The 25485-nt window shown below is 37.8% G+C and carries 21 protein-coding genes; 14 read left to right on the top strand and 7 right to left on the bottom strand.

Translation table 11 applies throughout. The annotated features are described in order from the left end of the window. Window positions 1-363: 363 nt before the first annotated feature. The 3 genes from LQ201_RS25045 to yihA all read right to left on the bottom strand — a co-directional run bounded on the left by LQ201_RS25045 (window position 364) and on the right by yihA (window position 3796). Window positions 364-2070, bottom strand: coding sequence for a M3 family oligoendopeptidase (locus tag LQ201_RS25045; protein ID WP_230146509.1), 1707 nt, complete (start codon window positions 2068-2070; stop codon window positions 364-366). A 95-nt stretch (window positions 2071-2165) separates the two neighbouring features. After that, a complete protein-coding gene (locus LQ201_RS25040; RefSeq protein WP_230146508.1) occupies window positions 2166-3023 on the bottom strand; it encodes a UbiA-like polyprenyltransferase in 858 nt (285 codons plus the stop codon). A gap of 149 nt (window positions 3024-3172) precedes the next feature. Then, window positions 3173-3796 carry a ribosome biogenesis GTP-binding protein YihA/YsxC gene (gene yihA, locus LQ201_RS25035; RefSeq protein ID WP_029274081.1) on the bottom strand — a complete coding sequence of 208 codons (624 nt, stop codon included), beginning with the start codon at window positions 3794-3796 and terminating at the stop codon, window positions 3173-3175. Window positions 3797-3950: 154 nt separating this feature from the next. On the opposite strand from yihA, the gene ubiE reads away from it, so the two are divergent. The 13 genes from ubiE to murI all read left to right on the top strand — a co-directional run bounded on the left by ubiE (window position 3951) and on the right by murI (window position 16082). Beyond that, the gene (ubiE, locus tag LQ201_RS25030; RefSeq protein WP_219075611.1) at window positions 3951-4682 is read left to right on the top strand and encodes a bifunctional demethylmenaquinone methyltransferase/2-methoxy-6-polyprenyl-1,4-benzoquinol methylase UbiE; all 732 of its coding nucleotides are present in this window, start codon (window positions 3951-3953) and stop codon (window positions 4680-4682) included. Next, window positions 4679-5476, top strand: a complete 798-nt coding sequence (locus LQ201_RS25025) for an outer membrane beta-barrel protein (protein ID WP_230146507.1) — start codon at window positions 4679-4681, stop codon at window positions 5474-5476. Before ubiE ends, LQ201_RS25025 begins: the two co-directional genes overlap by 4 nt. An 89-nt stretch (window positions 5477-5565) precedes the next feature. Continuing rightward, complete coding sequence (locus LQ201_RS25020; protein WP_230146506.1) at window positions 5566-6324, top strand: SDR family oxidoreductase; 759 nt, start codon at window positions 5566-5568, stop codon at window positions 6322-6324. 98 nt (window positions 6325-6422) lie between these two features. Then, entirely contained in the window at window positions 6423-6869 is a 447-nt protein-coding gene (locus LQ201_RS25015) for a GatB/YqeY domain-containing protein (RefSeq protein WP_057932770.1), read from the top strand. Between the two features lie 184 nt (window positions 6870-7053). After that, complete coding sequence (locus tag LQ201_RS25010; protein ID WP_230146505.1) at window positions 7054-7818, top strand: alpha/beta fold hydrolase; 765 nt, start codon at window positions 7054-7056, stop codon at window positions 7816-7818. Continuing rightward, the gene (locus LQ201_RS25005) at window positions 7819-8481 is read left to right on the top strand and encodes a CBS domain-containing protein (RefSeq protein WP_230146504.1); all 663 of its coding nucleotides are present in this window, start codon (window positions 7819-7821) and stop codon (window positions 8479-8481) included. It abuts the gene before it with no gap. A 9-nt stretch (window positions 8482-8490) separates the two neighbouring features. Continuing rightward, entirely contained in the window at window positions 8491-9372 is an 882-nt protein-coding gene (locus tag LQ201_RS25000) for an NAD kinase (RefSeq protein ID WP_057932773.1), read from the top strand. Between the two features lie 2 nt (window positions 9373-9374). Further along, the gene (locus tag LQ201_RS24995; protein ID WP_230146503.1) at window positions 9375-10172 is read left to right on the top strand and encodes a DUF6089 family protein; all 798 of its coding nucleotides are present in this window, start codon (window positions 9375-9377) and stop codon (window positions 10170-10172) included. Window positions 10173-10191: 19 nt separating this feature from the next. Continuing rightward, entirely contained in the window at window positions 10192-10932 is a 741-nt protein-coding gene (locus tag LQ201_RS24990) for an isoprenyl transferase (RefSeq protein ID WP_230146502.1), read from the top strand. A gap of 149 nt (window positions 10933-11081) precedes the next feature. Then, on the top strand, window positions 11082-13625 hold the full coding sequence (gene bamA, locus LQ201_RS24985) for an outer membrane protein assembly factor BamA (RefSeq protein WP_215131232.1): 2544 nt from the start codon (window positions 11082-11084) through the stop codon (window positions 13623-13625). A 100-nt stretch (window positions 13626-13725) separates the two neighbouring features. Further along, window positions 13726-14256: an OmpH family outer membrane protein gene (locus tag LQ201_RS24980; protein WP_121283542.1), complete on the top strand. Its 531-nt coding sequence runs from the start codon at window positions 13726-13728 to the stop codon at window positions 14254-14256. A 63-nt stretch (window positions 14257-14319) separates the two neighbouring features. After that, window positions 14320-14898, top strand: a complete 579-nt coding sequence (locus LQ201_RS24975; protein ID WP_230146501.1) for an OmpH family outer membrane protein — start codon at window positions 14320-14322, stop codon at window positions 14896-14898. Between the two features lie 365 nt (window positions 14899-15263). After that, window positions 15264-16082: a glutamate racemase gene (murI, locus tag LQ201_RS24970; protein WP_230146500.1), complete on the top strand. Its 819-nt coding sequence runs from the start codon at window positions 15264-15266 to the stop codon at window positions 16080-16082. Between the two features lie 422 nt (window positions 16083-16504). On the opposite strand, the gene LQ201_RS24965 is transcribed toward murI, so the two are convergent. The 4 genes from LQ201_RS24965 to LQ201_RS24950 are packed head-to-tail and all read right to left on the bottom strand — an operon-like array spanning window position 16505 to window position 23360. Further along, window positions 16505-17644 carry a cytochrome-c peroxidase gene (locus tag LQ201_RS24965; protein WP_230146499.1) on the bottom strand — a complete coding sequence of 380 codons (1140 nt, stop codon included), beginning with the start codon at window positions 17642-17644 and terminating at the stop codon, window positions 16505-16507. Window positions 17645-17647: 3 nt separating this feature from the next. Beyond that, entirely contained in the window at window positions 17648-19228 is a 1581-nt protein-coding gene (locus tag LQ201_RS24960) for a DUF6850 family outer membrane beta-barrel protein (protein ID WP_230146714.1), read from the bottom strand. A gap of 29 nt (window positions 19229-19257) precedes the next feature. Then, window positions 19258-20580 carry a DUF4876 domain-containing protein gene (locus tag LQ201_RS24955; RefSeq protein WP_230146497.1) on the bottom strand — a complete coding sequence of 441 codons (1323 nt, stop codon included), beginning with the start codon at window positions 20578-20580 and terminating at the stop codon, window positions 19258-19260. Between the two features lie 5 nt (window positions 20581-20585). Continuing rightward, window positions 20586-23360 carry a carboxypeptidase-like regulatory domain-containing protein gene (locus tag LQ201_RS24950; protein WP_230146496.1) on the bottom strand — a complete coding sequence of 925 codons (2775 nt, stop codon included), beginning with the start codon at window positions 23358-23360 and terminating at the stop codon, window positions 20586-20588. Window positions 23361-23582: 222 nt separating this feature from the next. On the opposite strand from LQ201_RS24950, the gene LQ201_RS24945 reads away from it, so the two are divergent. Then, the gene (locus tag LQ201_RS24945; RefSeq protein ID WP_057932784.1) at window positions 23583-25484 is read left to right on the top strand and encodes a class II glutamine amidotransferase; all 1902 of its coding nucleotides are present in this window, start codon (window positions 23583-23585) and stop codon (window positions 25482-25484) included. Window position 25485: the final 1 nt, after the last annotated feature.

Genomic DNA, 25485 nt, shown 5'->3' with positions numbered 1-25485 from the left:
GATGAAAAACTTTGCTTTGGTAATATACTTCTCAGGGGTCGGATTTTTTTGAATAAAATCACATGTTTTTTTTAGGAGAAACGATATGTTTCTCCTTGGAAATATTGCTGGAAATTAAACTCATGTATCTTTTTTGATTGTATATAAATATACTAAAAAAAACTATCTCAAAATCCAAAAACCCTTAACTTAATAGCATTGGAGACGCTAAGACCAGATAAAGACATCAAGACCAGAACCAGCATTGATCTGTGTTCATCCTTTTTATCTGTGGTTCATAAAAGCAAAAAAAGTCGTGGCAAAATGCCACGACCTTATTTATGTACTATTGAGTGGAAAAGCCTTACAACCTTCCACCTTTCCTTATCCCAGTTTTTCCAGTTCTGTTTTTACAAAACTTGCCAGTTCTTTTACATATTCTGCACTGAAATCAAATTTAATTCCTGCGGTTTCATATATTTCGTTCATTGGTTTGGTGTAACCTAATGAAAGTGCTGCCAAATATTGCTCCAAAGCCTTTTCTGGATTTTCTTTGTAATTTTTCCAAACAGCAATGGCACCTAACTGGGCAATTGCATACTCAATATAGTAAAACGGAACTTCGAATAAATGCAGTTGTTTTTGCCAGCCATTTCCAAATTGTTGTTCTAAATCTGTCCAATCGGCAAAACCAGCGCCAAAACGGTTAAAAATCTGCTTAAAAGTTTCTTCACGGTCAGCTGCAGTATGGTCCGGGTTGGTGTAAATCCAGTGCTGAAACTGATCAATTACAGCAACCCATGGTAAAGTTTTCAAAACATCGGCCAACTGTTCTTTTTTAGCGCGGTTTAAATCTTCTTCGTTGTCGAAATAAACATCCCAGTTATCCATAGAGATAAGTTCCATACTCATAGATGCGAGTTCAGCAACTTCAGAAGGGCAATGTTTAAAATCGTTTAATTCTAAATCTGCGGTTAAAAAAGTATGTACCGCATGGCCTCCTTCGTGAACCATTGTGGTTAAATCGCGTAACGAATTTGCCGAATTCATGAAGATAAACGGGGCTCCGGTTTCAGCCAATGGGTAATTGTAACCACCTGGCGCTTTACCCTTTCTGCTCTCTACATCAAAAAGGTTATTGGCTTTCATGGTTGCCAATTTTGAGCCTAACTTTTCATCAATGGCATTAAAGCAGGCAATACTTTTATCAATCAGTTCTTCGCCGTTGTTAAAAGGTTTCAAAGCTGGTTTGCCACTAATGCTTACTTCTAAATCCCAAGGCTTTAATACTTCTAGTCCTAAAGCATCCCGGCGTTTTTCGGCCTGCTCTTTTAAAATCGGTACGATTTCTTTTTCAATAGCATTGGCAAAATCGTAACAGTCTTGTGGGGTATAATCGAAACGGCCTAAAGCCTGGAACATGTAATCGCGGTAGTTTTCAAAACCTGCATTTAAGGCAACCTGATTACGCAGTTTAATCAGTTCATCAAACAACACGTTTAAATCATCTTTATCAATCAAGCGGCGTTGTTGAATCGTTTTCCATGCATTTTCGCGTACCTCGCGGTTTAAATCTTTGATAAAGATCGAGGCTTGCTCCAAAGTATATTCCTGGCCACTTAGCTCAACACTCATGGCGCCTGTAATACCCTGGTATTTTTGTTGTTTCACCTGCAATTCGGTAAACAGCTCAATATTCTCGTCGCGGTAAAGCTCTAATGCTTTTTTAATCGCACGGCTGTAAACAAAATATTTTTCTTTGTCCAGGTCATTCATAAAAGGACTTTCAACAAATTTTTTGTTCAATTCGTTGGCAAATGGAGAAATTTTCGGTTCTATTTCAGTCGCAAAATATTGAAAGTTTTTAACCAGTTCTTCATTTGCGGTATCGCAACTCATTTTAATATACCTCCAGGCAAAATCTTCTTCTAAAGCGGCTTCAAGCTCCGAGCGGTCTTTTAACCAGTGCTCTAACTCAGCGGTGTTGGTTATTTCGCGGTTTTGCAGTTCGGTAAAAAGTGGTTCTAAATTTTCCCAGGTAATGTTTAGTTCCTGTGGAATATATGTTCTAGGTTTCTTAGTTATCATCATAGTTAATTATTGAATGTTGGAAGGATTGAATTAGTGAATGGTTTAAGACGCAATGCCATATTCTCTCATTCAAAATTTAATCATTCTCTCATTTTTTATTTATGTCTCAAATACGCATCTATTAAAAAGCATATCGCAAATACTACCGATGCATAACCATTTAAGGTTTGAAACGCCCTGTTTACTTTGCTGATATCATTTGGTTTTACCAATAAGTGCTGATAAATCAACATCGAACAGAAAAACACGATACCTACGTAATAAACCCAGCTAAAGGAGGTGAAAAACACAGGCAAAATAACACAGGTAGCCGAGAGTATATGCAACAGCACCGAAACATTCAAAGCATTTTTAATGCCAAGTGCCGATGGGATGGAATGTAATTTTTCTTCCCGGTCAAATTCTTCATCCTGTAATGCGTATATAATATCAAATCCACTTACCCAGAAAAATACGGTTAAGGAGTAAAGCACAGGAACCAAGGCGAAATGTCCGGTTACGGCAATGTAAGCGCCGATAGGAGCAAGCGCCAGGCCTAAGCCCAATACCAAATGGCATAGCGCCGTAAATCTTTTGGTGTAGCTATAAAACAAAACTACAAACAAAGCTACTGGCGACAGATAGAAACAAAGTGGATTGATAAAGTAGGTGGTAATGGCGAAAAGTACACAATTGGCAATTACGAAAATCAGCGCTTCGTTTGCCGAAACTTTACCTGCAGGGATATCGCGCATTTTGGTGCGTGGATTTTTCGCATCAATATTTCTGTCCAGATAGCGGTTAAAAGCCATGGCCGAGTTTCTGGCAAAAACCATACAAAGCAAAACTAAAATCAGTTTATACCAGGAAAATGGGTTTTCTGTTGTGGTTACGCCCAAAAAGAAACCAATCATGGCAAATGGCAGCGCAAAAACAGAGTGGGCGAATAATACGAGTGAAAAGTATTTTTTCATTTATTGGAAAGGGTTAACTGCATAAATCGGTTAACTGGTTAATTTGTTATTTTGGTTAATGGTGTGATGGCTCATGGTTGATAGCAAATTCAACTATCGACTATGGACTATTGACCAATGAACTAATGGCCAATGAACCAATAAGCCGGTTAAAACTTTTTATAATCTGTTGGCACAACAAAATCTTTATTCACCTCATAAATGAAATTCAGCACTTCATCTTTTCCGGTTCCTTTTTCGGCAGAGGAAATAAAGGTGGCAGGGATCTCTTCGAAAAACTCACCTAATTTTTTCTTAAAGGCAGCTACATTTTTCTGGGTGGTTGTCATGCCCTGTTTGTCAGCTTTGGTGAAAATCAACGAAAAAGGTATCTGTTTTTCACCTAACCAATAGCAAAATTCTATATCAATTCCCTGGGGCTCTAAACGGCTGTCTATCAAAACAAAAACACATTGTAAACTTTCTCTTTTGGTTATATAGGCGCGGATAAATTTCTCCCACTTCTCTCTGCTGGTTTTAGAAACCTTGGCATAGCCATACCCCGGTAAATCGACAATGTACCAGGCTTCGTTAATCAGAAAGTGATTAATTAACTGTGTTTTTCCCGGGCGTTGAGAGGTTTTGGCTAATCCATGTTGATTAACCAACATATTGATTAATGAAGATTTACCCACGTTAGAGCGGCCAATAAATGCATATTCGGGCATAGTTGGTGCCGGTAGGGCCGAAATCTGGGTGTTGCTGCAAACAAATGTTGCCGTTTTGATAATCATATTGCAAAGGTAACAATTAGTTTTGAGTTGGGCGTTTGGAGTGCGGAGTCAAAAACCTACCGTCGTCAGCGATTCGTAAAGTTTAAGGGAATCGCTAAACTCCCAACTGCAAACTCCCAACTGCAAACTCTTTTCTCTATCTTTGCCCCATATCATGAATCAGAATATCACCCCATACCAAGTAGAAGATGCAACTAAAAAGGAGCAGGTTGCAACCATGTTTAATAACATTTCGGGCACTTACGATTTTTTAAACCATTTTCTTTCTTTAGGGATAGATGTATTATGGCGTAAGAAAGCCATTAAAGAACTGGTTTCCATCCACCCGAGAACTTTGCTTGATGTGGCTACAGGAACTGGCGATTTTGCCTTTGAAGCCATTAAAAAGCTTCATCCCGAAAAGGTAATTGGTGTTGATATTTCGGAAGGTATGTTAGAAGTAGCCAAGAAGAAAATTAACGAGCGTAGTTTAAACGAAGTTTTTACCGTTCAGGTTGGCGATTCTGAAGGTCTGCATTTCGAAAATGATACTTTTGATGCGATTACCTGCGCTTATGGTGTGCGTAATTTCGAAAACCTCGAAAAAGGATTAACTGATATGTACAGGGTATTAAAGCCCAACGGGAAAATGGTGATACTGGAATTTTCGAAACCAAAGGTTTTTCCGGTAAAACAATTGTATAGTTTTTATTTTAAACAGGTAACGCCTTTCTTTGGAAAACTATTTTCTAAAGACCACAGAGCCTATACCTATCTGCCAGAATCGGTAGCTGCTTTTCCTGACGGAGAAGATTTTACCAGGCTGATGGAAAAAGTTGGCTTTAAAAGTACCAAACAAAGAATTTTAACGTTCGGAATTAGTTCGATATATGTAGGAACCAAATGATCAGAAAATTAAGCCTCATTCTTTCACTTTTTATTACTTCTACAACCGCCTTTGCTCAAAATTGGGGTGGTGGAATAGATGATGAAGATTGGAGTTTTGGTTTTAATTTCCAGTATATCTCAGCCGAATACAAAATTCTTAAAAAGCAAAATTGGCGATCGCCTTTTTATGAGGTGCCAAATTCACTGGATCCTTCTTACGATCCAAACTCGGGCATTCCGGTTACCTCAACATTAAATTCTATTTCTAGCCCACCATCTCAAGGTTTTGGTTTGGGTTTTGTAATGAACAGAATGATCTCTGATAACTTCGATATCAGGGCAACGCCCTCCCTTATTTTTAGCGACAGGATAGTAACTTACGAGTATGAACCTATGGCGCCGATCAACTTAGGCAATGGGCAAACGAAAAACTTTCAAACCGTGGTTGAAAGAAAAGTTCAGGCAACCATGTTCGAATTTCCATTAGGTCTGAAGGTGAAGTCGAACCGGATGAACAATTTTAGGGTATATTGGTTAGGTGGCGCTAAATATTCAATAGATATAGCTTCGAAAAAGAAAACCTTCGATGAAGGCGAAACACCGGTAAATAAGTTTTTAAAAAATCAAAGAAATTACCTGTCGTACGAAACAGGTATTGGTTTCGATATTTACTTCGAGTATTTTAAAATGTCGCCCGAAATAAAACTCTCCTATTCGACCAGCGATTTGCTTCAGCACGACAATACGGTTTATGCCAATCCAATAGATAAGTTGAAATTACGTCAATTAACATTCAGTTTGATTTTTCAATAGTCCTGCAATCCAAAAAAACTTACCTTTGTTGGTGTAGGTAAATCAAAGATGTTATCTTAAAGCATTACCGAGACTTAAAATTCATAAAAATGTCTAAAATCGCATTAATTACAGGCGCAACTTCTGGTATTGGCGAAGCTTGTGCACATACATTTGCCCAACAAGGTTACAATCTGGTATTATTGGCCCGCAGAGAAGACCGGTTGGCAAAAATTGCCCATCATTTAGAAGACAAGTATGCCATTACCATCAAACAGGTTTTTGCCGATGTTCGCGATAAAGAAAGTCTTACCGCTGCTTTAGAAGTTTTGCCGGCCGAATGGAAAAAGATTGATGTTTTGATTAACAATGCAGGTTTAAGCCAGGGTTTAGATCCGATTGATAAAGGTGATACCAACGATTGGGACACCATGATTGATACGAATGTAAAGGGTTTGCTTTATGTAACCAAAATTGTTTCCAACTGGATGATACCAAACCAATCGGGTCATATTATTAACATTGGTTCTATCGCCGGCAAAGAAGTTTATCCAAATGGAAACGTATATTGTGCCAGCAAACATGCTGTTGATGCTTTGAGTAAAGGTATGCGTATCGATTTATTGCCACACGGCATAAAGGTTACCGAAATTAATCCGGGCATGGTAGAAACCGAATTTTCGGTGGTGCGCTTTAAAGGTGATGAAGACAGGGCAAAAAAAGTATACGAAAACCTGGAGCCGTTAATTGCCGACGATATCGCAGATGCCATTTGGTATGTAGTAAGCAGGCCAAAACATGTTAACATTAACGATATGCTGATTATGCCTACTGCACAGGCTACAGCAACAATTATAAATAGAGTATAAAGTTTCAGTTGGCAATTTGCAGTTAACAATTTAGCAATCCTGCAATTAAACAATTAACTTAACAGTTAACCAATTTAAACGATTAACCAATTAAAGAAATGATATCAAACACAATAGATCAGGAAATAAAAAAAGCCATGTTGGCTAAAAACAATGCACAGTTAAGAGGTTTAAGAGCAATAAAGGCAGCTTTACTTTTAGCTAAAACAGAGAAAGGATCTTCAGAAGAAATTACGGAAGAAACTGAACTTAAAATTCTTCAGAAACTGATTAAGCAACGCCGCGAATCTGCTGATATTTACAAGCAGCAAAATCGCGAAGATTTGTATCAGGTAGAAGAAGAAGAAATTGAAGTGATTAGTCAGTTTTTGCCAAAACAGTTAGATAGGGCAGAGGTTGCTGCAATTATTGAGGCTGTAATCAAACAATCTGGTGCTACATCGGTTAAGGATATGGGGAAGGTAATGGGCATGGCAAATAAGGAACTTGCAGGTAAAGCCGATGGTAAATTAATTGCTGAGATTGTTAAAGAAAAACTAGCTTAATTTTAAAGCTAAAAGCATAAAGACTAAAGCTAAAAGCGCATTTATTGCTAGTCGCTAGTCGCTTAACGCTTTACAAAGGGCGTTTTTATACCGTTTTCGATTTTATTTCAGAAAAATGGCATAGAAATGCATAAATTTAATTTTACTCTACTAACTTAGTAGCACAATACCATCTAGAATATATATGACCTACCCGATAATAGAAGAAGACGGATTTAAATACATCGAAGCTGGAACAGGCGAAACACTGGTATTGCTACATGGCCTAATGGGCGAACTAAGCAATTGGGAACTGGTTATAGAACAGTTTAAAGATCGCTATCGTGTAATTATTCCGATTTTACCAATTTACGATTTGCCTATTTTAACATTGGGTGTAAAAGCATTGTCGAGATATCTTCATCGCTTTTTAAAATATAAAAATTTACACCAGGTAGTACTTGTTGGTAATTCGCTTGGTGGCCATGTGGGTTTGGTATTTACGGTTGCCCATCAGGAGTTTGTTAAAGCCTTGGTACTAACAGGTAGCTCTGGTTTATATGAAAATGCTTTTGGAGGATCTTTTCCGCGGAGAGAGAGCTACGATTACATTAAGGAAAAAGTAGAGTTTACTTTTTACGATCCTGCAACTGCAACCAAAGAACTGGTTGATGATGTTTTTAAAACGGTTAACGATAGATCGAGGGTTATTAGAATTTTAACCATGGCAAAATCGGCTATACGCCACAACATGGCTAAAGAACTATCGAAAATTACCATACCGGTTTCTTTAATCTGGGGTAAAAATGATAAGGTTACGCCACCAGAAGTGGCAGAAGAATTTCATGAATTGTTGCCGAATTCGGAATTAAACTGGGTTGATAAATGTGGGCATGCGCCTATGATGGAACATCCGGAAATATTTAATGCATTTTTAGAGAAATTTTTAGATAGAATATTGTTAAAATAAATGTTTGCAGCAGAAATCATATCAGATGCAATACCATCACTAAGGGCCGATGACACGGTGCAGAAAGCTTTAGATCGTATGAACGATTTTAAACTAAAGCATTTGCCGGTTGTTAACGAGGTAACTTTATTGGGCTTGGTTTCTGAAGATGATTTACTAAATATTGATAATCACGATACACTATTAAGCGATAGTGCGGTAAACATACTTAATGTTTTCGTGTTGAGTAACGTACATACTTATGATGTAATCAGGTTATTGAGCCAGTTAAAATTGACAGCTGTTCCGGTTTTGGATCAACAGAAAAATTACCTGGGTTCAATTTCGATCAATAACATGGTAAACGCCGTGGCCGAACAGTACGCGGTAAATGAACCTGGGGGAATTATCGTTTTGGAGATTAGTAACCGCGATAATTCTCTGGCACATATTGCACAGATTGTTGAAGCCGACAATGCACAGGTGCTCTCTTCTTATGTGAATTCTTTCGAAAATTCTACACGTTTAGAAGTAACGCTCAAAGTAAATAAAACAGAAATTACTTCATTGGTAGCTTCTTTCGAAAGATATGATTATCTGGTTAAAGAGGTATACAATAACACGCAGATTGATGATGGGTCGCAGGAGCGTTACGATTCTTTCATGAACTATTTAAATGTATAAACCTACTTTATGAGGATTGCAATTTACGGGAGAGATTTTAATGATACGGTTTTGCCCTATGTTCAAGAGGTTTTTAATCATTTAGCCGAGCATCATATTCAGCCGGTTTTATATTCAAAATTTAAAACATCCCTTCATGGCAAAATTAAACTGCCGGCCAATACAGTTATTTTTCATAACCATAGCGAACTAAAAGAACTTGCCGATGTATTGTTGAGCTTAGGAGGCGATGGTACCTTACTGGATACCTTATCGTTAATCCGCAATTCGGGCATACCCGTAATTGGGATCAATTTTGGCCGGTTGGGTTTTCTGGCCAGTATCAACAAAAATGAAATAGGATCGGCGCTAAAAGCCTTAATTAACGGAGAATATACCTTAGATTCCCGTTCTCTTTTAACTTTAGAATCGGATAATGGCCTGTTTGGAGAAGAGAATTTTGCACTGAACGATATTACCATTCACCGCCGCGATAATTCTGCCATGATGATTATCCATGCCTCAATGAACAATGAGTTTATTAATTCTTATTGGGCCGATGGATTGATTATTGCAACCCCGACGGGATCAACCGCTTACTCATTAAGTTGCGGTGGCCCGATTATTTATCCCGATTCTGAAAATTTTGTAATTACGCCTATTGCACCGCATAACTTAAATGTAAGGCCGGTGGTTGTACCAGATGATAATAAACTCTCTTTTGAGGTAGAAGCACGCGAATCAAAATTTCTGGTTTCTTGCGATAGCCGAACGGTCACCGTAGAGCGTTCAGTAAAAATTAGCATAAAAAAGGCAGATTTTTGTGTAAATCTTATCCGCCTTAACAATGAAACCTACTTAAACACGTTAAGAAATAAATTATTATGGGGCATTGATACCCGTAACTACTAAGTATGACGCCAACCAAACCGCTCTTAATTCTCCTCTTTTTTATCTTTAGCGGACAAATTCTTCGTGCGCAAGAAGGCACCTGGGAAGTTGGGCTAATGGGTGGAGGAGCAGGTTACATGGGCGATCTCAATCAAAATAATCCATTGCAGATTAGCGGACTCTCTGGCGGTGCTTATGTAAAACGTAACTTTAACCAATATTTGGGCGTTCGCTTAAATTATACTTACGGACAAGTTAAGGCAGATGATGCTAATTCTAGTAATGAGCAGTTCCGTGAAAGAAACCTCCGTTTTAAAACATCAATGCACGAGTTTAGTGGGCTCATCGATTTTAATTTTTTTAACTTTAGTATAGGTGGCGGAACCAGACAATTCACTCCTTACCTTTTTACTGGTGTTGGTTTAGTTGTTTTTAAACCTACGGTAAAAATTGATGGAGAAAGATATCGGCTAGATCGGCTCAGAACCGAAGGTCAGGAAAATGGTTACAACAATGCTGTTTTAACTATCCCATATGGATTAGGGCTAAGGTATAATTATAAAAATACCTGGAGTGTTTTTACTGAATTAGGTTACCGGACACCACTAACCGATTATATTGACGATGTAAGCGGCCGCTATCCGGTTAATCCTGTAATCGTTGGAAATGGCCAAAATCAGGTCAATTTATCAGATCCTTCACGCTACCAAATCGGACAAGCGGGTACCCAAAGAGGCGATTTTCGAAAAAGGGACACTTATCTATTTGTTAGTGTTGGCATATCTTTTACCTTTGTATCCTCAAAATGCTATTCCTTTTAAGCTGATTTTGACATAATTAATGGGATTTAAAGAACAAATAGACTATAGCCGCCTGCCAAAGCACATTGCCGTAATCATGGATGGTAATGGAAGATGGGCAAAAGGCCAGGGTAAAGTGCGGGTTTTCGGACATGAACAAGGTGTACTTTCTGTAAAAGACATTGTAGAAGGTTGTGTTGAAGTAGGTATCGAGTACCTCACTTTGTATGCTTTTTCTACAGAAAACTGGAACAGGCCTAAAGAAGAGGTAGATGCATTGATGCAGATTCTGATTTCTACCATTAACAAAGAAACCGAAACACTTAATAAAAACAATATTAAGCTGAATGCCATTGGTAATATTGCATCTTTACCTCAAGAATGTATAGATGATTTAAAAGAAGCCATGGAAAAGACTGCTCATAACGAAAAATGTACTTTAACATTAGCGTTGAGCTACAGTGCAAAGTGGGAGATTTTGGAGGCTGCCAAAAAAATCGCATCGGCAGTGAAAGACAATGTCATTTCTTTGGATGATATAAACGAAGACCTGTTTTCATCAAAACTAACAACCGTAAATATACCCGATCCTGAACTCATGATCAGGACCAGTGGCGAGCACCGTATCAGCAATTATCTGCTTTGGCAAATGGCTTATACCGAGTTTTATTTTACTGATGTTTTATGGCCGGATTTCAGACGGGAAGATCTTTTCGAGGCCATTGTAGACTATCAAAAACGCGAACGCCGTTTTGGTAAAATTAGCGAACAATTAAACTAATTTTTCTTTTAACACTTTTTAACAAGCGTTTAAACTAACTTAGCACCACTTTTATACGATAAATGAAACCATAATAAGGGAACAACGTAAAGAAATTTTGCTTTATAAAATATCGTTACCTTTTGGCCATTACTGAACAATTAATTTTAATGAAAAGAATATTTCAAGTTTTAATCCTACTAGTTTTAGCCGCTCCGGCCTTCGCTCAAGTACGTCCACAAGGTCAGGCACCGGTAACCCCTTCTTTAAAGGTTGGTGGCTTAGATCTCGATTATTTTAGTCCAAAAGAATATATCATTGGTGGTACCACGGTAACCGGAACCCAATATTTAGATAAAGAAGTATTAATTACCTTATCTAAACTAACCAAAGGCGATAAAATCGTGCTTCCTGGCGAGGCAACTTCTGATGCGATTAAAACGCTTTGGGCGCAGGGATTGTTTGATGATGTTAAACTTAACATCGAAAAATTTGTACAGGATTCGGTTTATTTTGAAATTGAAGTAGTGGAGCGCCCGCGTTTAAGTTCTATCGATTTAAAAGGTATCCGTAAATCTGAAAAAACGGCCATTCAGGAAAAGCTAAACGATAAAACAGGTAAAATCGTAAACGATAACTTATACAATACTACTTCGGCCATCGTTAAAAAGTATTTGTTAGATAAGGGGTTCTTCTTCACACAGATCGATTATAAAACACGTAAAGATCCGAATGCAGAAAACAGCGTGGTATTAGAAGCAAATATCGATAAAGGCCACCGTGTTAAAGTACAGCATATTGATTTTACCGGAAACAAAGATTTTAAATCAGCAAAACTTAGAAAATACCTTAAAACCCCTAAACAATTTGCCTGGTGGCGCTTTTGGGGCTCTGGAAAATTCGCGAAAGAGAAATACGAAGAGAACAAGGTAAAAATGATTGCCAAAATGCACGAGAAAGGTTATCGTGATGCCGAATTATTAAAAGATACCATTTACCAGCACAACAAGAAAAAGGTTAACATCAGGATGGACCTTTACGAAGGAAAAAAATATTACTTCGGTAATATTACCTGGGCAGGTAATGCCATTTATCCGGATAGTATTTTGCAAAAAGTATTAACCATCGAAAAAGGTGATGTTTTTAGCGAAGAAAAATTAAATAAAAAATTAAACGGCGGTGGCGAAAACGGTGGCGACATTAACAGTATGTATACCGATAATGGATATTTAACTTTTAATATCGATCCGGTACAGACCAAAATTTATGGCGATACTGTTGATGTGGAATTACGCATGTACGAAGGACCACAGTATACCAACAACCGCATTACTTTAAAAGGTAATACCATCACAAACGATAAAGTTGTTTTACGTGAGATCCGTACCAAACCCGGACAGAAATTTAACAAAAGTGATTTAATCCGTACCATCCGCGAAATTGGTCAATTGGGTAACTTCGACGAGTCTAAAACTGTACCCACACCTCGTCCTAACCCGGCAGATGGCACTGTAGATATTGAATATGCTGTAGAAGAGAAACCTTCAGATCAGATTGAGCTATCAGGTGGTTTTGGTGGTGGCCGTATCATTGGTACATTAGGTTTAACTTTCAATAACTTTTCATTACGTAACTTATTTAATTTAAAAGCTTACAAACCATTGCCAAAAGGTGATGGGCAGAAATTAAGCTTACGTGGACAAACCAATGGTAAATATTACCAATCATATAGTTTCTCTTTCTCTCAACCTTGGTTTGGTGGCGAGAAACCGGTAAGTTTCGGTGTGAGTGCATTTACTTCATTACAATCTAATGGATTAAGTTCAGACAATGCGCAGTTTCAAAAAATACGTTTAAATGGTGTAACGGTTAGTTTGGGTAGAAGATTAAACTGGCCAGATAACTATTTCCAGTTAAGCCATGCGGTTAGTGTGCAACAGTACATCTTAAATAACTATTCAGGATATTTATTCAATACAGGAACATCTTACAACATCAGTTTATCACAGGAGATTAGCCGCGATTCAAGAGATTCGCCGATCTTCCCTAAATCTGGATCGTTCTTACGTTTCACCGTTCAGGCAACGCCACCCTTTTCATTGTTAAATAAAACAAATTATGCAACAGCATCAGATAGGGAGAAATATCGCTTTACGGAATATCATAAATGGAAATTCGATTCACAATGGTATCAACGTGTAGCCGGAAACCTGGTAATCAAAGCGCAGGCCCAGTTTGGTTTCTTGGGGCAATATAACAAAGCAGTTGGCCAATCAGCATTCGAGCGTTTTAAACTCGGTGGTGATGGTATGCAGGGATTCGATTTCTTGCAGGGATCTGAGCTGATCGCGATGCGTGGTTACGCTAACAATGCTGTTATCCCGAATGGATCCGATCCGGCTGTAGCGCAGCAATCAGGTAGCCCAATTTATACCAAATATGTATTAGAGGCACGTTATCCCGTTATTGCAAGCCAACAAGCCACAGCCTTCGTTTTGGCCTTTGCTGAAGCTGGTAACACCTGGAATAGATTTGGTGATTTTAATCCTTTTAACGTTAGAAGATCAGTGGGCGTAGGTGCAAGGATCTTCCTTCCTATATTTGGTTTGTTGGGTATCGATTATGGACATGCGTTTGATACCATACCTGGACTATCAGATGGAGGAAAGCAAAATTTTACATTTAGTATCGCACAACAATTAGGTGGATTTTAATTGATAAAGAACAAAAATTTAACTAATTATGCAATAAATCATTGCAATAGGAGTTTAAAGAAAGCTTAGGTTATTAACTATATCATTAACACACACACAAATGAAGAAGTATCTTTTTATCGCATTCCTGCTTTGCACTTCTTTTGGTGCCTTTGCACAGAAGTTTGCTTATGTAGACACGGAGTATATTTTGAAACATTTACCAGAATATAAATCGGCACTTAGTCAATTAGATGTTGCCTCTAAACAATGGCAGCAACAGGTAGATCAGAATTTTTCTGAAATAGACAGGATGTACAAGGCTTATCAGGCCGATCAGGTTTTGTTAACCGATGATATGCGCAAGCGCCGTGAAAATGAAATTATAGAAAAAGAAAAACAGGCTAAAGAATTTCAACGTTCTAAGTTTGGACCAGATGGGGATCTTTTTCAAAGCAGGGTAAAATTAATTAAACCCATTCAGGATAAAGTAGCCGAGGCTATTAAACAGATTGCAAAATCTAAATATTTAGACTTCATTTTCGACAAGAGCAGTGAAGCAACAATGATGATTTATGCAAGCAGCAGTTACGATGTTAGTAATGACGTAATTGTAAAATTAGGTTATAAACCAGGGACTGTAAATAATTAGTATATTCGCCCCTGATTTTTGAAGAAAAACAATTAGAAAAAAATAAAAAAGTAAAATAAAACGATGAGAAAGTTAATTAACGTATTCTTTGTAGCAGCAGGGTTATTGTTTACAGCGAATATGGCAAGTGCACAACAAAAATTGGGTCACATTAATTCTGAAGAGGTATTTGCAAATTTACCAGAGGCTAAATCAGCTCAAACTACTTTAGAAACCTTAGGTAAGCAAAAGCAAGCCGATATTGATGCAATGATCAAAGAATATCAAAGTAAAATGGCTGCAGCAGAAGCTAAGCAAAAAACTTTGAGTGAGGCTAACAAAGAAACAGTAGGTAAAGAATTACAGGCTGCGGGTCAAGAATTACAGGATTTAGAAAAACGCATTACTGATGCGCGTACTAAAGCGTCGCAGGATATAGGTACTAAACAAGGCGAATTATTCCAACCTATCCAGGCTAAAGTTGCAACTGCAATTTCTGCTGTTGCTAAAGAAAAAGGTTTAGCTTACGTTTTCGATATTGCAAACGGACAAGGTGGTAACAATTTAGTATTCTGGGATGGTGGTGATGATATTACTGCTTCAGTAAAAACTAAATTAGGAATCACTGCAACTGCTGCAAAACCAGCGGCACCTAAAAAGTAGTTCTGAAGCGGAAGTTCGGAGTTCAAAATCTCCTTACCAATTCAAAATATAAGGCGGAATTAAGTTTAACTTAGTTCCGCTTTTTGTTTTTGAAGGATTTCAAATCACCGATTTATCTAGATTGTCGTCATCTCGACTGGAGCAACGCGGAATGGAGAGATCTATACTTGATAGATTTAGCTTCGCTGAGCCTCCGGGTTCTCGACTACGTTGCACTCCGCTCGAAATGACGATTTTCTTGTTGGAATTTTTTGTTCAAAGGTGCTAAAGATTTGAACTTTACAACATTCTAACCAATACTAAAACATTTCAACTTTACAACAAACATTCTAACTTTACACCTTTCTAACTTTCAAACAGCACAGATGCAAAACGCTTCGCCAATAGGTATTTTCGATTCAGGTTACGGTGGTTTAACAGTTTTCCGTTCTATTGCTGATAAATTGCCCGATTACAATTATATCTATTTGGGCGATAATGCCCGTTCGCCCTATGGCGACCATTCTTTCGAGACCATTTATAAATATACTTTAGAATGCGTAGAATGGCTTTTTGCTAAAGGATGCCATTTGGTTATTCTTGCCTGTAATACGGCGTCAGCTAAAGCGCTTAGAACGATCCAGCAAATAGATCTTCCTGCTAAGTATCCTGATAGAAGAGTGCTAGGTGTGATCAGGCCCACGGCTGAAGTAATTGATGGTTATACGAGCACCAAATCGGTAGGTGTAATGGGAACCAGAGGTACGGTTAATTCTCAATCTTATCTCTTAGAGATCAATAAATTTTTTCCTGAAATTAAGGTTTACCAACAAAGCTGCCCAATGTGGGTGCCACTGATCGAAAATAACGAACACTTACAATCTGGTGCAGACTTTTTTATAAATGAGTATTGCGATCAATTACTTAACCAATCGGCAGCTATTGATTGTGTGTTATTGGCTTGTACACACTACCCTTTATTAATGCCTAAACTGAAGAAGGTATTCCCTGGCCATATAAGCGTTTTAACGCAAGGCGAGATTGTATCCAACAGTTTAGCTGATTATTTAAAGCGACATCCTGAGATCGAAGAAAAACTAGCTAAACAGGGCGAACGACATTTCTATACCAGCGGTGATCCTGCAGCTTTTGATGAACACGCCTCTATTTTTTTTGGGGAACCGTTGAAATCGGATAAGATGTGATGGATATGAATTGTGTTGAATCGCCTGATTGTTTGATTGTTGACGGCCAATCAATAGCTGGAATCGGTTAACTGTCAAATGCAAATTATAACTGTTCACTAAGATGAAATGTTAACGGATCAAATCTATGCTCTTTTAAAACAGGTAGGAATATATTTTAAGACCATTTTTGATCGGGTGCGCTTCGTACTTGCTGGCGGACAGCATCGACCCTGACTCACCCAAGAAAGTCCCAAAGCAGCGCCTGGCTCTACCTTTTAGGTAACCAGAAGGTAAAGAAAAGGTAACTAAGGGGTTAACTTGGGGTTATCTTGGTATAGAGAAAGGGTAAACAACAGGTATAGGAAGGGTAAGCAATTTTGTGGCCTATACTGAATGTCGTTTAATTGCCTCCAAAGGCCCAACTCACACTCCAATCTAAATTACTGTGGCAATTGCGCTACCCTGGTAAGCACCGTAGGAGAAGATAATGCTTCTAAAAAGGCAACAACTGCATCTTTTTCTGCAACACTCAATTTTAACCCTTTTAATAACTTATCGTTTTTAGGTAGTAAAGGATCATTTACCTGTTCCGGTTTCACGCGTTGTACCGGCATGCCCACATTATACATGTTCATTACGCCATCCATATCTGGGAATAAACCATTATGAAACCAGGGAGCCGTTTTCATAACGTTTCTCAGTCCGGGGGTTTTGAACTTGCCTACGTCTTCTGGTTTCTTGGTTACATTATATAAGCCTAAGTCTTCATATTTACGGCCATAATAGGTTAAGCCATCATTATGAAATTCGTTATCGGTAAAAAATGGTCCGTTATGGCAATTAATGCAGCGTGCTTTGGTGCGGAACAAATGTAAGCCCACTAATTGTTGATCAGTCAATGCTTTTTTATCTTTCGCCAGGAAACGGTCGAAAGGGGTTCTTCTACTCACAATGCTGCGCTGAAAAGTAGCCAGACTTTCGAAAATCCTTTTGTTGGTAATTTCTTTTGAACCAAATGCAGCCGTGAAAAAAGGCTGATAACCTTTAATTTTACTGAGCTTTTTTGGTAAAACTTTCATGTCCTGGTGCATCTCGTTATGTGCCGCCACCGGGCTGCCAGCCTGCTCTTCTAAACTGTTTGCCCTGCCATCCCAAAATAAGCGTTTGTAAAACCAAACATTCTCTAGTGATGGTGCATTTCTGATATTGGTTAAATGATCGTGACCAACAGAAACCTGACGCCCATCTGTCCAATGTAAATCTGGTGCATGGCAACTCGAACACGAAATCTGATTCGAACCCGACAGCCGTGGATCAAAAAATAAAATTTTACCCAGCTCTACTACATTTTTTATCGAATCGTTTTTTAAATCAACCGGAGAGGATGGGAGTTCGCCTAATTCCTGAAAAACAGCATCTTTATCAACCGTAGGCTTTGGCCATTGATCAGTAGGTTTCGAATATACTTTGCGCAGGCTATCAATACTCAGTTCATCCTCATCGTTAAAATCGGCCGATTGAAAAGAAAATAGGATTAATCCGTTAAGGGCTAAAGCAAGAAGGGCAAGAATTTTATTCATGGGTTAAAAATAGAGGTTTAAGCTGATATTGGAAGAAAAACGGTCTTTGCCGGGGGTATTAAATGTTGTTCTTTGAAGATCAATATAATTGCCTACCCTCTGGATATAGTTTCCTGAAACCTTGATTGAGGTTTGTATTCCTTTGTAAGTTGGAAAAAAATAATCAGCCGTTAATCCAATTCCATAATTATTTGAGGTGTTGAACTGATAATCGGGGTACATTACATAATTGTAGAATATATTTTCGGTTTCAATTGGTGCATAAAAATTTGATGAAGTTTTTAGACTATAACTTGCTGATAATGCAGCGCCAAAGCTATGTTCCTTATCCAATTGTTTATTTATTCCCCAGCCTGCATTAAAATTAATTCTGCTATAAGAAATATCAACAGCATAATTTCCATCGCGCTTAATATCTTCAGAATGTTGAATCCCAAAATTTAAATTATTGATTAATCCATTTTTGCCTTTTAGCGTGTAGAATAATTTTAGACCGTAATACTCTTGATCGTTTATGTAATTTACACCCGCAAGTCCATAATCATAGCCGGCACCTGCATCGTAGCTGTAGTTTAGCGAAAAATTAATTTCATTTTTGTCCGTATTTTTATGCCAGATCAAATCTGCAGACGAATGTTTGATTTCATAATTCAAAAACTCGTCAAAGCCAACATTGTCAGTTAAATTACGTTTAAAAAGCTGGACTTCCTTTCCTTTCTTTAATGCCAAGATTAAATTGTCATTTTGTGTGGCAGCGTAATTAACAAATACTTTCACATATTGACGATTTTGATCGTTATCGTATCTTAATAAATTTTTAACTTGAACTATTTGTGCCCCCCCATACCCACTCATTAAATAATTGGTGAAAATTTCGCCCACTGTATTTTCGATGTAGGAACTGTTTTTATATCCAACACCAATTTGTTCACGTCCGTATCCGTATTGATAGCCAACTCCAATTAAAAGGGGCTTCGAAATATGATATCCAATAGCAGGGTTAATATTAAATTGAAAGTCTTTTACATCACCACGGGGATCGTTATTGCTAAAATGATTTCCAATTCTATAATCTAATCCTAAAGAAAGTGGTAAGTTATTGCCGATCATTGTTCTGCTTACCGCAGCATTAATTTTATAAACCGAACGTTCGTAGTGGTTGTTCTTTATCGAGCCAAAATAATATGGAGAACTATTGCTAAATCTTGATTGGTGGGCCCATCGTGTACTGTCTTCAGTACTTCTTTGGTAATTAAATGCTCCATAAAGATGAAACTTTTCTAAGGTTGTTTTACCCTCACTAAACAACGTTAGTGCTTGTAGTTTAGAAGCACCCTGAACCGGTATATAATGACCCTTGTTTAGATCATATTTAATGGTAAGGGTATTGAATTTATTTTGCATCATCTTTCCCATAAACAATGGATTTTCTTTCGAAAATTGATACAGTTGTATTAATGCCGAATCTACCGAATAGCTTTTGCTTATTAATGATTGGGCTTTTGAAGTCTCGTCGTTAGTTTGTGCAAAAAGCAGAGAAGCGGGCATTAATATAATTATTGATATGATGATGAGTTTTTTCATGTAAATCGAAATGATGCGTTTGGTGTATTTTATTTAAAAGCCCTAGGTAAAGCGACATCTAGAAAGTCGAAATCTTCTGTGGAGTTATTGGTGTCCTTTAGTATTACTCTTCCATTTTCTATCTTTTCCGTTTTACGGATAACAGATTGAGATGTATATGCACCTTTAGGAACAAACGCAAATCCGGCGTCAAGGTCGGCTCCTAATTTCTTTGGCAATCTGGATGAAGCCACATTTGGCTGGATTTCCATCGCATCAATTATATATTTTGAAGGTATCTGATAATACTTACGTGCCGTTGATGATGGGGTAGTTTTACTCGGTTCATTATACATTGGCCAGTTTTTAACATCCTGTGTTTTATCTACTTTAAAAATGGCGATGCCTGTTCTACCGGTATTGTCCAAAATCATATCCGTACCTGTATAAGAGAGCACATCAACATTAGGAACAAGTGGGTTATCAATATCCGAATCTAATGGCCTTGGGACAAAAGAACCATAGTAAGCTTCGAAATCTGCCTTGCTCAGATCGACAGTTAACTCAGGGGTGCGGACTGAGATGGTTACGCCATCAGTTCCGGTAAAAGGCGATTTATGATTTAATGCAGTTTGGGCCAAAACAATACTTTGCCCTGGTTTTACAGGATATGTTGTGCCATTTCCAGGGATCATACAAAGCGTTTTCGCATAAATGAAGTCTGTATTGGGATCCCCATTGGCAAATGTCATGTTTAGCGATTTAGTCCAATCATATTGCCCATTGGCTTGTAAATTATAAGTTGTATTAGTTGTACTTTGCCTACCCCAAATTTCAGAAATATATAAGCTATCGGCATACATTGTTTCATTTGTATTGTTATAGATTTCAATAAACTGATCTCGGTAAAGTGCGCCTAAAGTTCTGTCAGAACCTGCGTAATATACCTGTTTCACTAACCAGTTACCAATAGCTCCGGTTTTAAGATTAAGTGTTAGTAGTGCGTTATTATCTTTATTAACCAGCTTATTTTTTTCTGCTGCATTAAATACCACTGGTTTTGTTGTAATGATTCCAGTTATGGATGTATAATCTGCAGCTGATATCGCATAGGTCACATCTACATCATATCTTCCTGCGGGCAGATCATTAAAAGTTCCTAAACCCTTATCGTTTGTTGTAAGCGAGAGGTATCTTCCAGAGGTTAAACTTTTAATTCTAACAGTAATATTTAGAACAGGGAATGTATAACCGCTGTTGGCAAGGTCAAAAGCAACCTTTACATTAAGGTCAGTTGGAAGAACATCGGGCTGGTGTGTTTTTTTGCAGGAAAACAATAACCCAATAACTATAATTAATAATATCTTTTTCATGATGATTAAAGTTTCAAGGATAATTCTATACCAAATGTTGGTGCCCCGTTGGGTGATGTGACTGTGTTGCTGCCTGGTTTTTGGTACCTGGGCTGGTAGTTCAAGAAATTATAGGCATTAAAAGCAAACCTAAACCTCTTCTTAATCTCTTTAGCGAGACTTAAGTGGTAATTCGAATAAATCCGGTATTGATTATCTGATACAAGTTCATTTTCAGGTATAAATAAGTGCCCATAAACTGTGCTATTTGGATCAGGATTTGTGATTTCAATGTATCTTACATCACGTGTAAAATATCCTTTTGGTACACCATCGTTAGCATTAACAAGTGTTTTATTTAAGAAACTAAATTCCGCTGTCAACTGCACAATTAGGCTAATTGCAGGAATGTGTGTTGATGAAGTTACCCTGCCAGAGCTAAAGTATGTGGTTCGTTTTCTAGGAGCATAAACACCTGTAACCGGATAATCAGGTATAGTGTTGTTATCAGAAATCGTATTGCCAATTCGATCTGAAGTTTCTTGATAATTCGAGCGGTATATTCCCCCGCTTATGTTAAACGAAGTAGATATTGCCTCATACTTTGGGGTGCTTAGTATTAAATCGAAACCCTGGTTATCTGTTTTAAGGTCATTATTAAATTCATTATGGTTAATCAGAAACCTCTTTACGCCATTTTGGGTGAGGATAGGTTTTGAGCCCGGTACAAAAACGGCAGTATATTGAGGCAGAGATAAAATATCATATTGGGTAACTGTATTGTATCCCTGTGTATTTAATTTATTGAATAATGAAAAAGATAACTGGTAATCTTTTATTTTATATAATCCGGTAAGTTCGAAAGTCTGTCCTTTTGATGGTTTTAATTTGCTGCCATCAGGATCAAAACGCTGGACATAAAAAATACTTGCACTTTCGTTAGCATTTCCATTATAGGCATTAATCAGTGGAACATCAACAAAGGTCGGCCCAGGATATCTTTGAGCTAAACCAGGCGATTTTACCGAAAGACCATAGGCAAAGCCCAGTCTAAAATCATCGCTGATCTGATAGTTTATGTTTGTTCGTGGAGAAAGAGTTATAAAACCATTTTGACCATCTAAACGCAACCCGCCTCTAAAATTTAAATCGCGGTTGTTGATTTTTAAAGTAAACACATCTTCGGTGTATAAGCTAAAATCTTTTTGTGCATACGCAAGAGAAAAGTCATAATATCGCTCACTTGGACCGCTTGATAAGCTGTTTCCGGTAGTATTGTAACCAGGCCTTGCCCGGCTTGGGTCTGAAAGCCTCCCGAGTCCATTATTGGCTGCATAAGAAAAATTACCGCCAAAGTTTAAGTTATGTCTTATTTCTCCAGTTCTAAATTCTCCATTTAAGTCTAATTGTGCTGAGGCAGTTACTGGCCTTCCATCTACATCACTTACTGCAGTATAAACACCTTTATCATAAATTCCGTTGGTAAAGCCTGTTTCGGTCGCATTATTATATAAAATATATGGGCTATTTACAAGTTGTTCTGTATAAGTGCGTTGGTGTGAATTACTATAACGAAGGTTTAAACTTATATTTTTAATAAAATCACCCCCAATACTATAACTTGTACGGTTGCTTAAGCTCAAATTCCAACTATTGAAATTTAATATTTTGCTTGTGGGATCGTCGTCATCTTTTTTAATGCCATCCAAATTTCTGCCATAATCAAAACTCAAGGTATTCTTTAACCTTTTTTCTTTTCCAAAGCTATTAGTCCACATTGCATTGGTATTGATACGCTTATAAGCTTTAATCTTATCTCTGTTATCTGCGTAAGAATTAACATAGTTTACGCCTACATTAAAACTTCCCAATTTAGGACTGAGTACAAATCCTTTAGAAAAATTATAAGATGTTGCATTATCCCGAACCTGCATACGTACATAGGCCGGCGATTTACCTGCCTGCCTTTCAATTATAACGGCTCCATCAGATAGATCGCCATATTTTACGGAGGGTACTCCTGCAATAACTTCGATACTCTCAATATTATCTGCTGGAATTTGCCTTAAATCGGTACCACCATAAGCAAAATCTCCACTGTAAGAACTTGTAGATGTTGTACCTGTTAACCCAAATGAATTGCTACTAACGCTTGTACTGCCAAGCCCTCTTAAACCGGGATTGTAACCCTGCATATTGGCATTATTAGAAATGTTATTTCCATCTATTATTATAGCAACACCGAATGAGTTATTCAGCGTAAAGGGATCTCTTCCCGATGTAGTAGGCTCAAAAACAGATCGAAGGGTTAAATTCTGAATATTCTGTAACGATGGTGGCTGAATTTTTCTATTCGGAATTTGATTCAGCAAATCGTTAACACTCAATGCAGGCGTCTGTTCAATCAAATCTCTGGTAATAATCAACGAGGAGTTTGTAGAACCCGAGTAATTCCTTTTAGCATTGATCTCGATATTTTCGAGACTTAAATCCAAAACCTTTAAAGTAATGTTGCCCAGATTGGTTACACCCGCTTTGATTGTTATAGGCAATCTTAACTTCTGGTAACCGATGTACGAAAATTCCAACGTTAAAATGTTGTTGGTTTCTGTTCCATTTATCCTGAATAAACCATTCTTATCAGTTATTGCGTACTGGTTGGTTTCTACAATTTTGATGTTAACAAGTTCTAAAGGCTTGTTCTGAGGGTCGACCACTTTTCCGGTAACCACATTTCTTACTTGCGCCAGCGCAGTGAAGCAAATAAAAAAGAATAATAAGGATGTGTATAGCTTCTTCAATTTAGACTAAATCTTAATAATGAGGCAAAAGTGTGAAATTTACACTAACCATGCAAATTATTTAGAAAGATTCTAATTAATAATACAGAATTTTTAATGAGAAATGCATGTTACCATACATTTGGAACATCTGTCAGCTAAAACTCATCATCTTAAAAGAAAACATTTTTCTTTAGGTTGTAACAAGTTAAAAGGATAACTTTGCGGCTTCAAACCCACACAATGAGTGATCAGATAAAACACGAATGCGGAATCGCTTTTATTCGCCTGTTAAAACCACTTTCTTACTACCAGCAAAAGTACGGTACAGCACTTTACGGCCTTAACAAATTATACCTTTTAATGGAAAAACAGCATAACCGGGGCCAGGATGGCGCAGGTATTGCCACCATTAAACTGGATATGAAACCGGGCAGTAGGTACATTAGCCGATATCGGAGCATGGCATCTAATGCGGTAGCAGATATCTTCGAATATGTACAGAACAAATTTGTCGATATCCAGGAAAACACCCCTGAATTAATGCAGGATACAGAATGGCTCAAAAACAACGTAAGCTTTATCGGCGAGGTGTTAATGGGCCATTTGCGTTATGGTACACATGGTAAAAACAGCATCGAAAATTGCCACCCTTTTTTAAGGCAAAACAACTGGATGACACGTAACCTGGTAATTGCAGGTAATTTCAACATGACGAATGTTGATGAGTTATTGGAGCAATTGTACGAGTTAGGTCAGCATCCAAAAGAAAAAGCAGATACCGTAACGGTATTGGAAAAAATCGGTCACTTTTTAGATGATGAAAACCAGGAGCTTTTCGATCAATACAAAAAAGAAGGACATGATAACGTTGCGATTACACACAAAATATCTGATAATTTAGATATCGCGAATATTCTTCGCCGCTCAGCCAAAACATGGGATGGAGGTTATTCAATCTGTGGTATGGTGGGTAATGGCGATTCGTTCATTATGCGCGATCCGGCAGGTATCCGTCCGGCGTATTACTATTATGATGACGAGATCGTTGTAGCGGCATCTGAAAGGCCTGCTTTACAAACTGCATTTAATATCCAGTTCAAAGATGTTAAAGAGATTGATCCTGGTCATGCTTTAATCATCAAGAAAAACGGCGAGGTAAGCATGGAGCAGTTCCGCGAGCCTACCGAAAGATTATCGTGCTCGTTCGAGCGCATCTATTTCTCAAAAGGAAGTGATGTAGAAATTTACCGCGAGCGCAAGCAGTTAGGTCGTTTATTAAGCGATAAAATTCTTCAGGCCGTTAATTACGATTTAAAAAATACAGTATTCTCATTTATTCCAAATACGGCAGAAGTAGCCTTTTTTGGAATGGTTGATGGTGTTCAGCAATATGTACGCAGGCACCAGAAAGATATACTTTTACATAAAAAAGAAACATTAACAGATCAGCAGCTTGAAGACCTGTTATCTTTAGCACCCCGTGTAGAAAAGCTTGCGGTTAAAGATGTAAAACTGAGAACTTTTATTACACAGGATGCAGACCGGAGCGAAATGGTGGCACACGTTTACGATACTACCTATGGGATTATCAATAACCACCAGGATACTTTAGTGGCGCTTGATGATTCGATTGTACGTGGTACAACCTTAAAACAGAGTATCATTAAAATCGTTGACCGTTTACACCCTAAGAAAATTATTATTGTTTCTTCTGCACCTCAGATCCGTTACCCTGATTGTTATGGTATCGATATGAGTAGAATGGGACAGTTCGTGGCTTTCGATGCGGCCATTCAGTTGTTAACGGAGCGTGGTATGTGGCAGGTGATCGAAGACGTTTACACCAAATGTAAAGCTTCGTTACTTTTACCTAAAGAAGAAATTGTAAATCACGTTAAGGAAATTTATAAACCGTTTACGCCTGAAGAAATTTCGGCTAAAATTGCACAAATTATTACGCCAAAAGGTACTGTTGCTGAGGTTGAAGTAATTTATCAAAGTTTAGAGAACTTGCACGAAGCTTGTCCGAAAAACAAAGGTGACTGGTATTTCTCAGGAAATTATCCTACCCCAGGTGGTAACAAAGTGGTAAATAAAGCTTTCGTTAACTGGAAAGAAGGAAATAACCAAAGGGCTTATTAGA

Origin of the sequence: Pedobacter sp. Bi126, assembly GCF_918698245.1 — a bacterium.
GTDB lineage: Bacteria > Bacteroidota > Bacteroidia > Sphingobacteriales > Sphingobacteriaceae > Pedobacter.
This window is presented reverse-complemented; position numbering and strand designations above follow the sequence as displayed.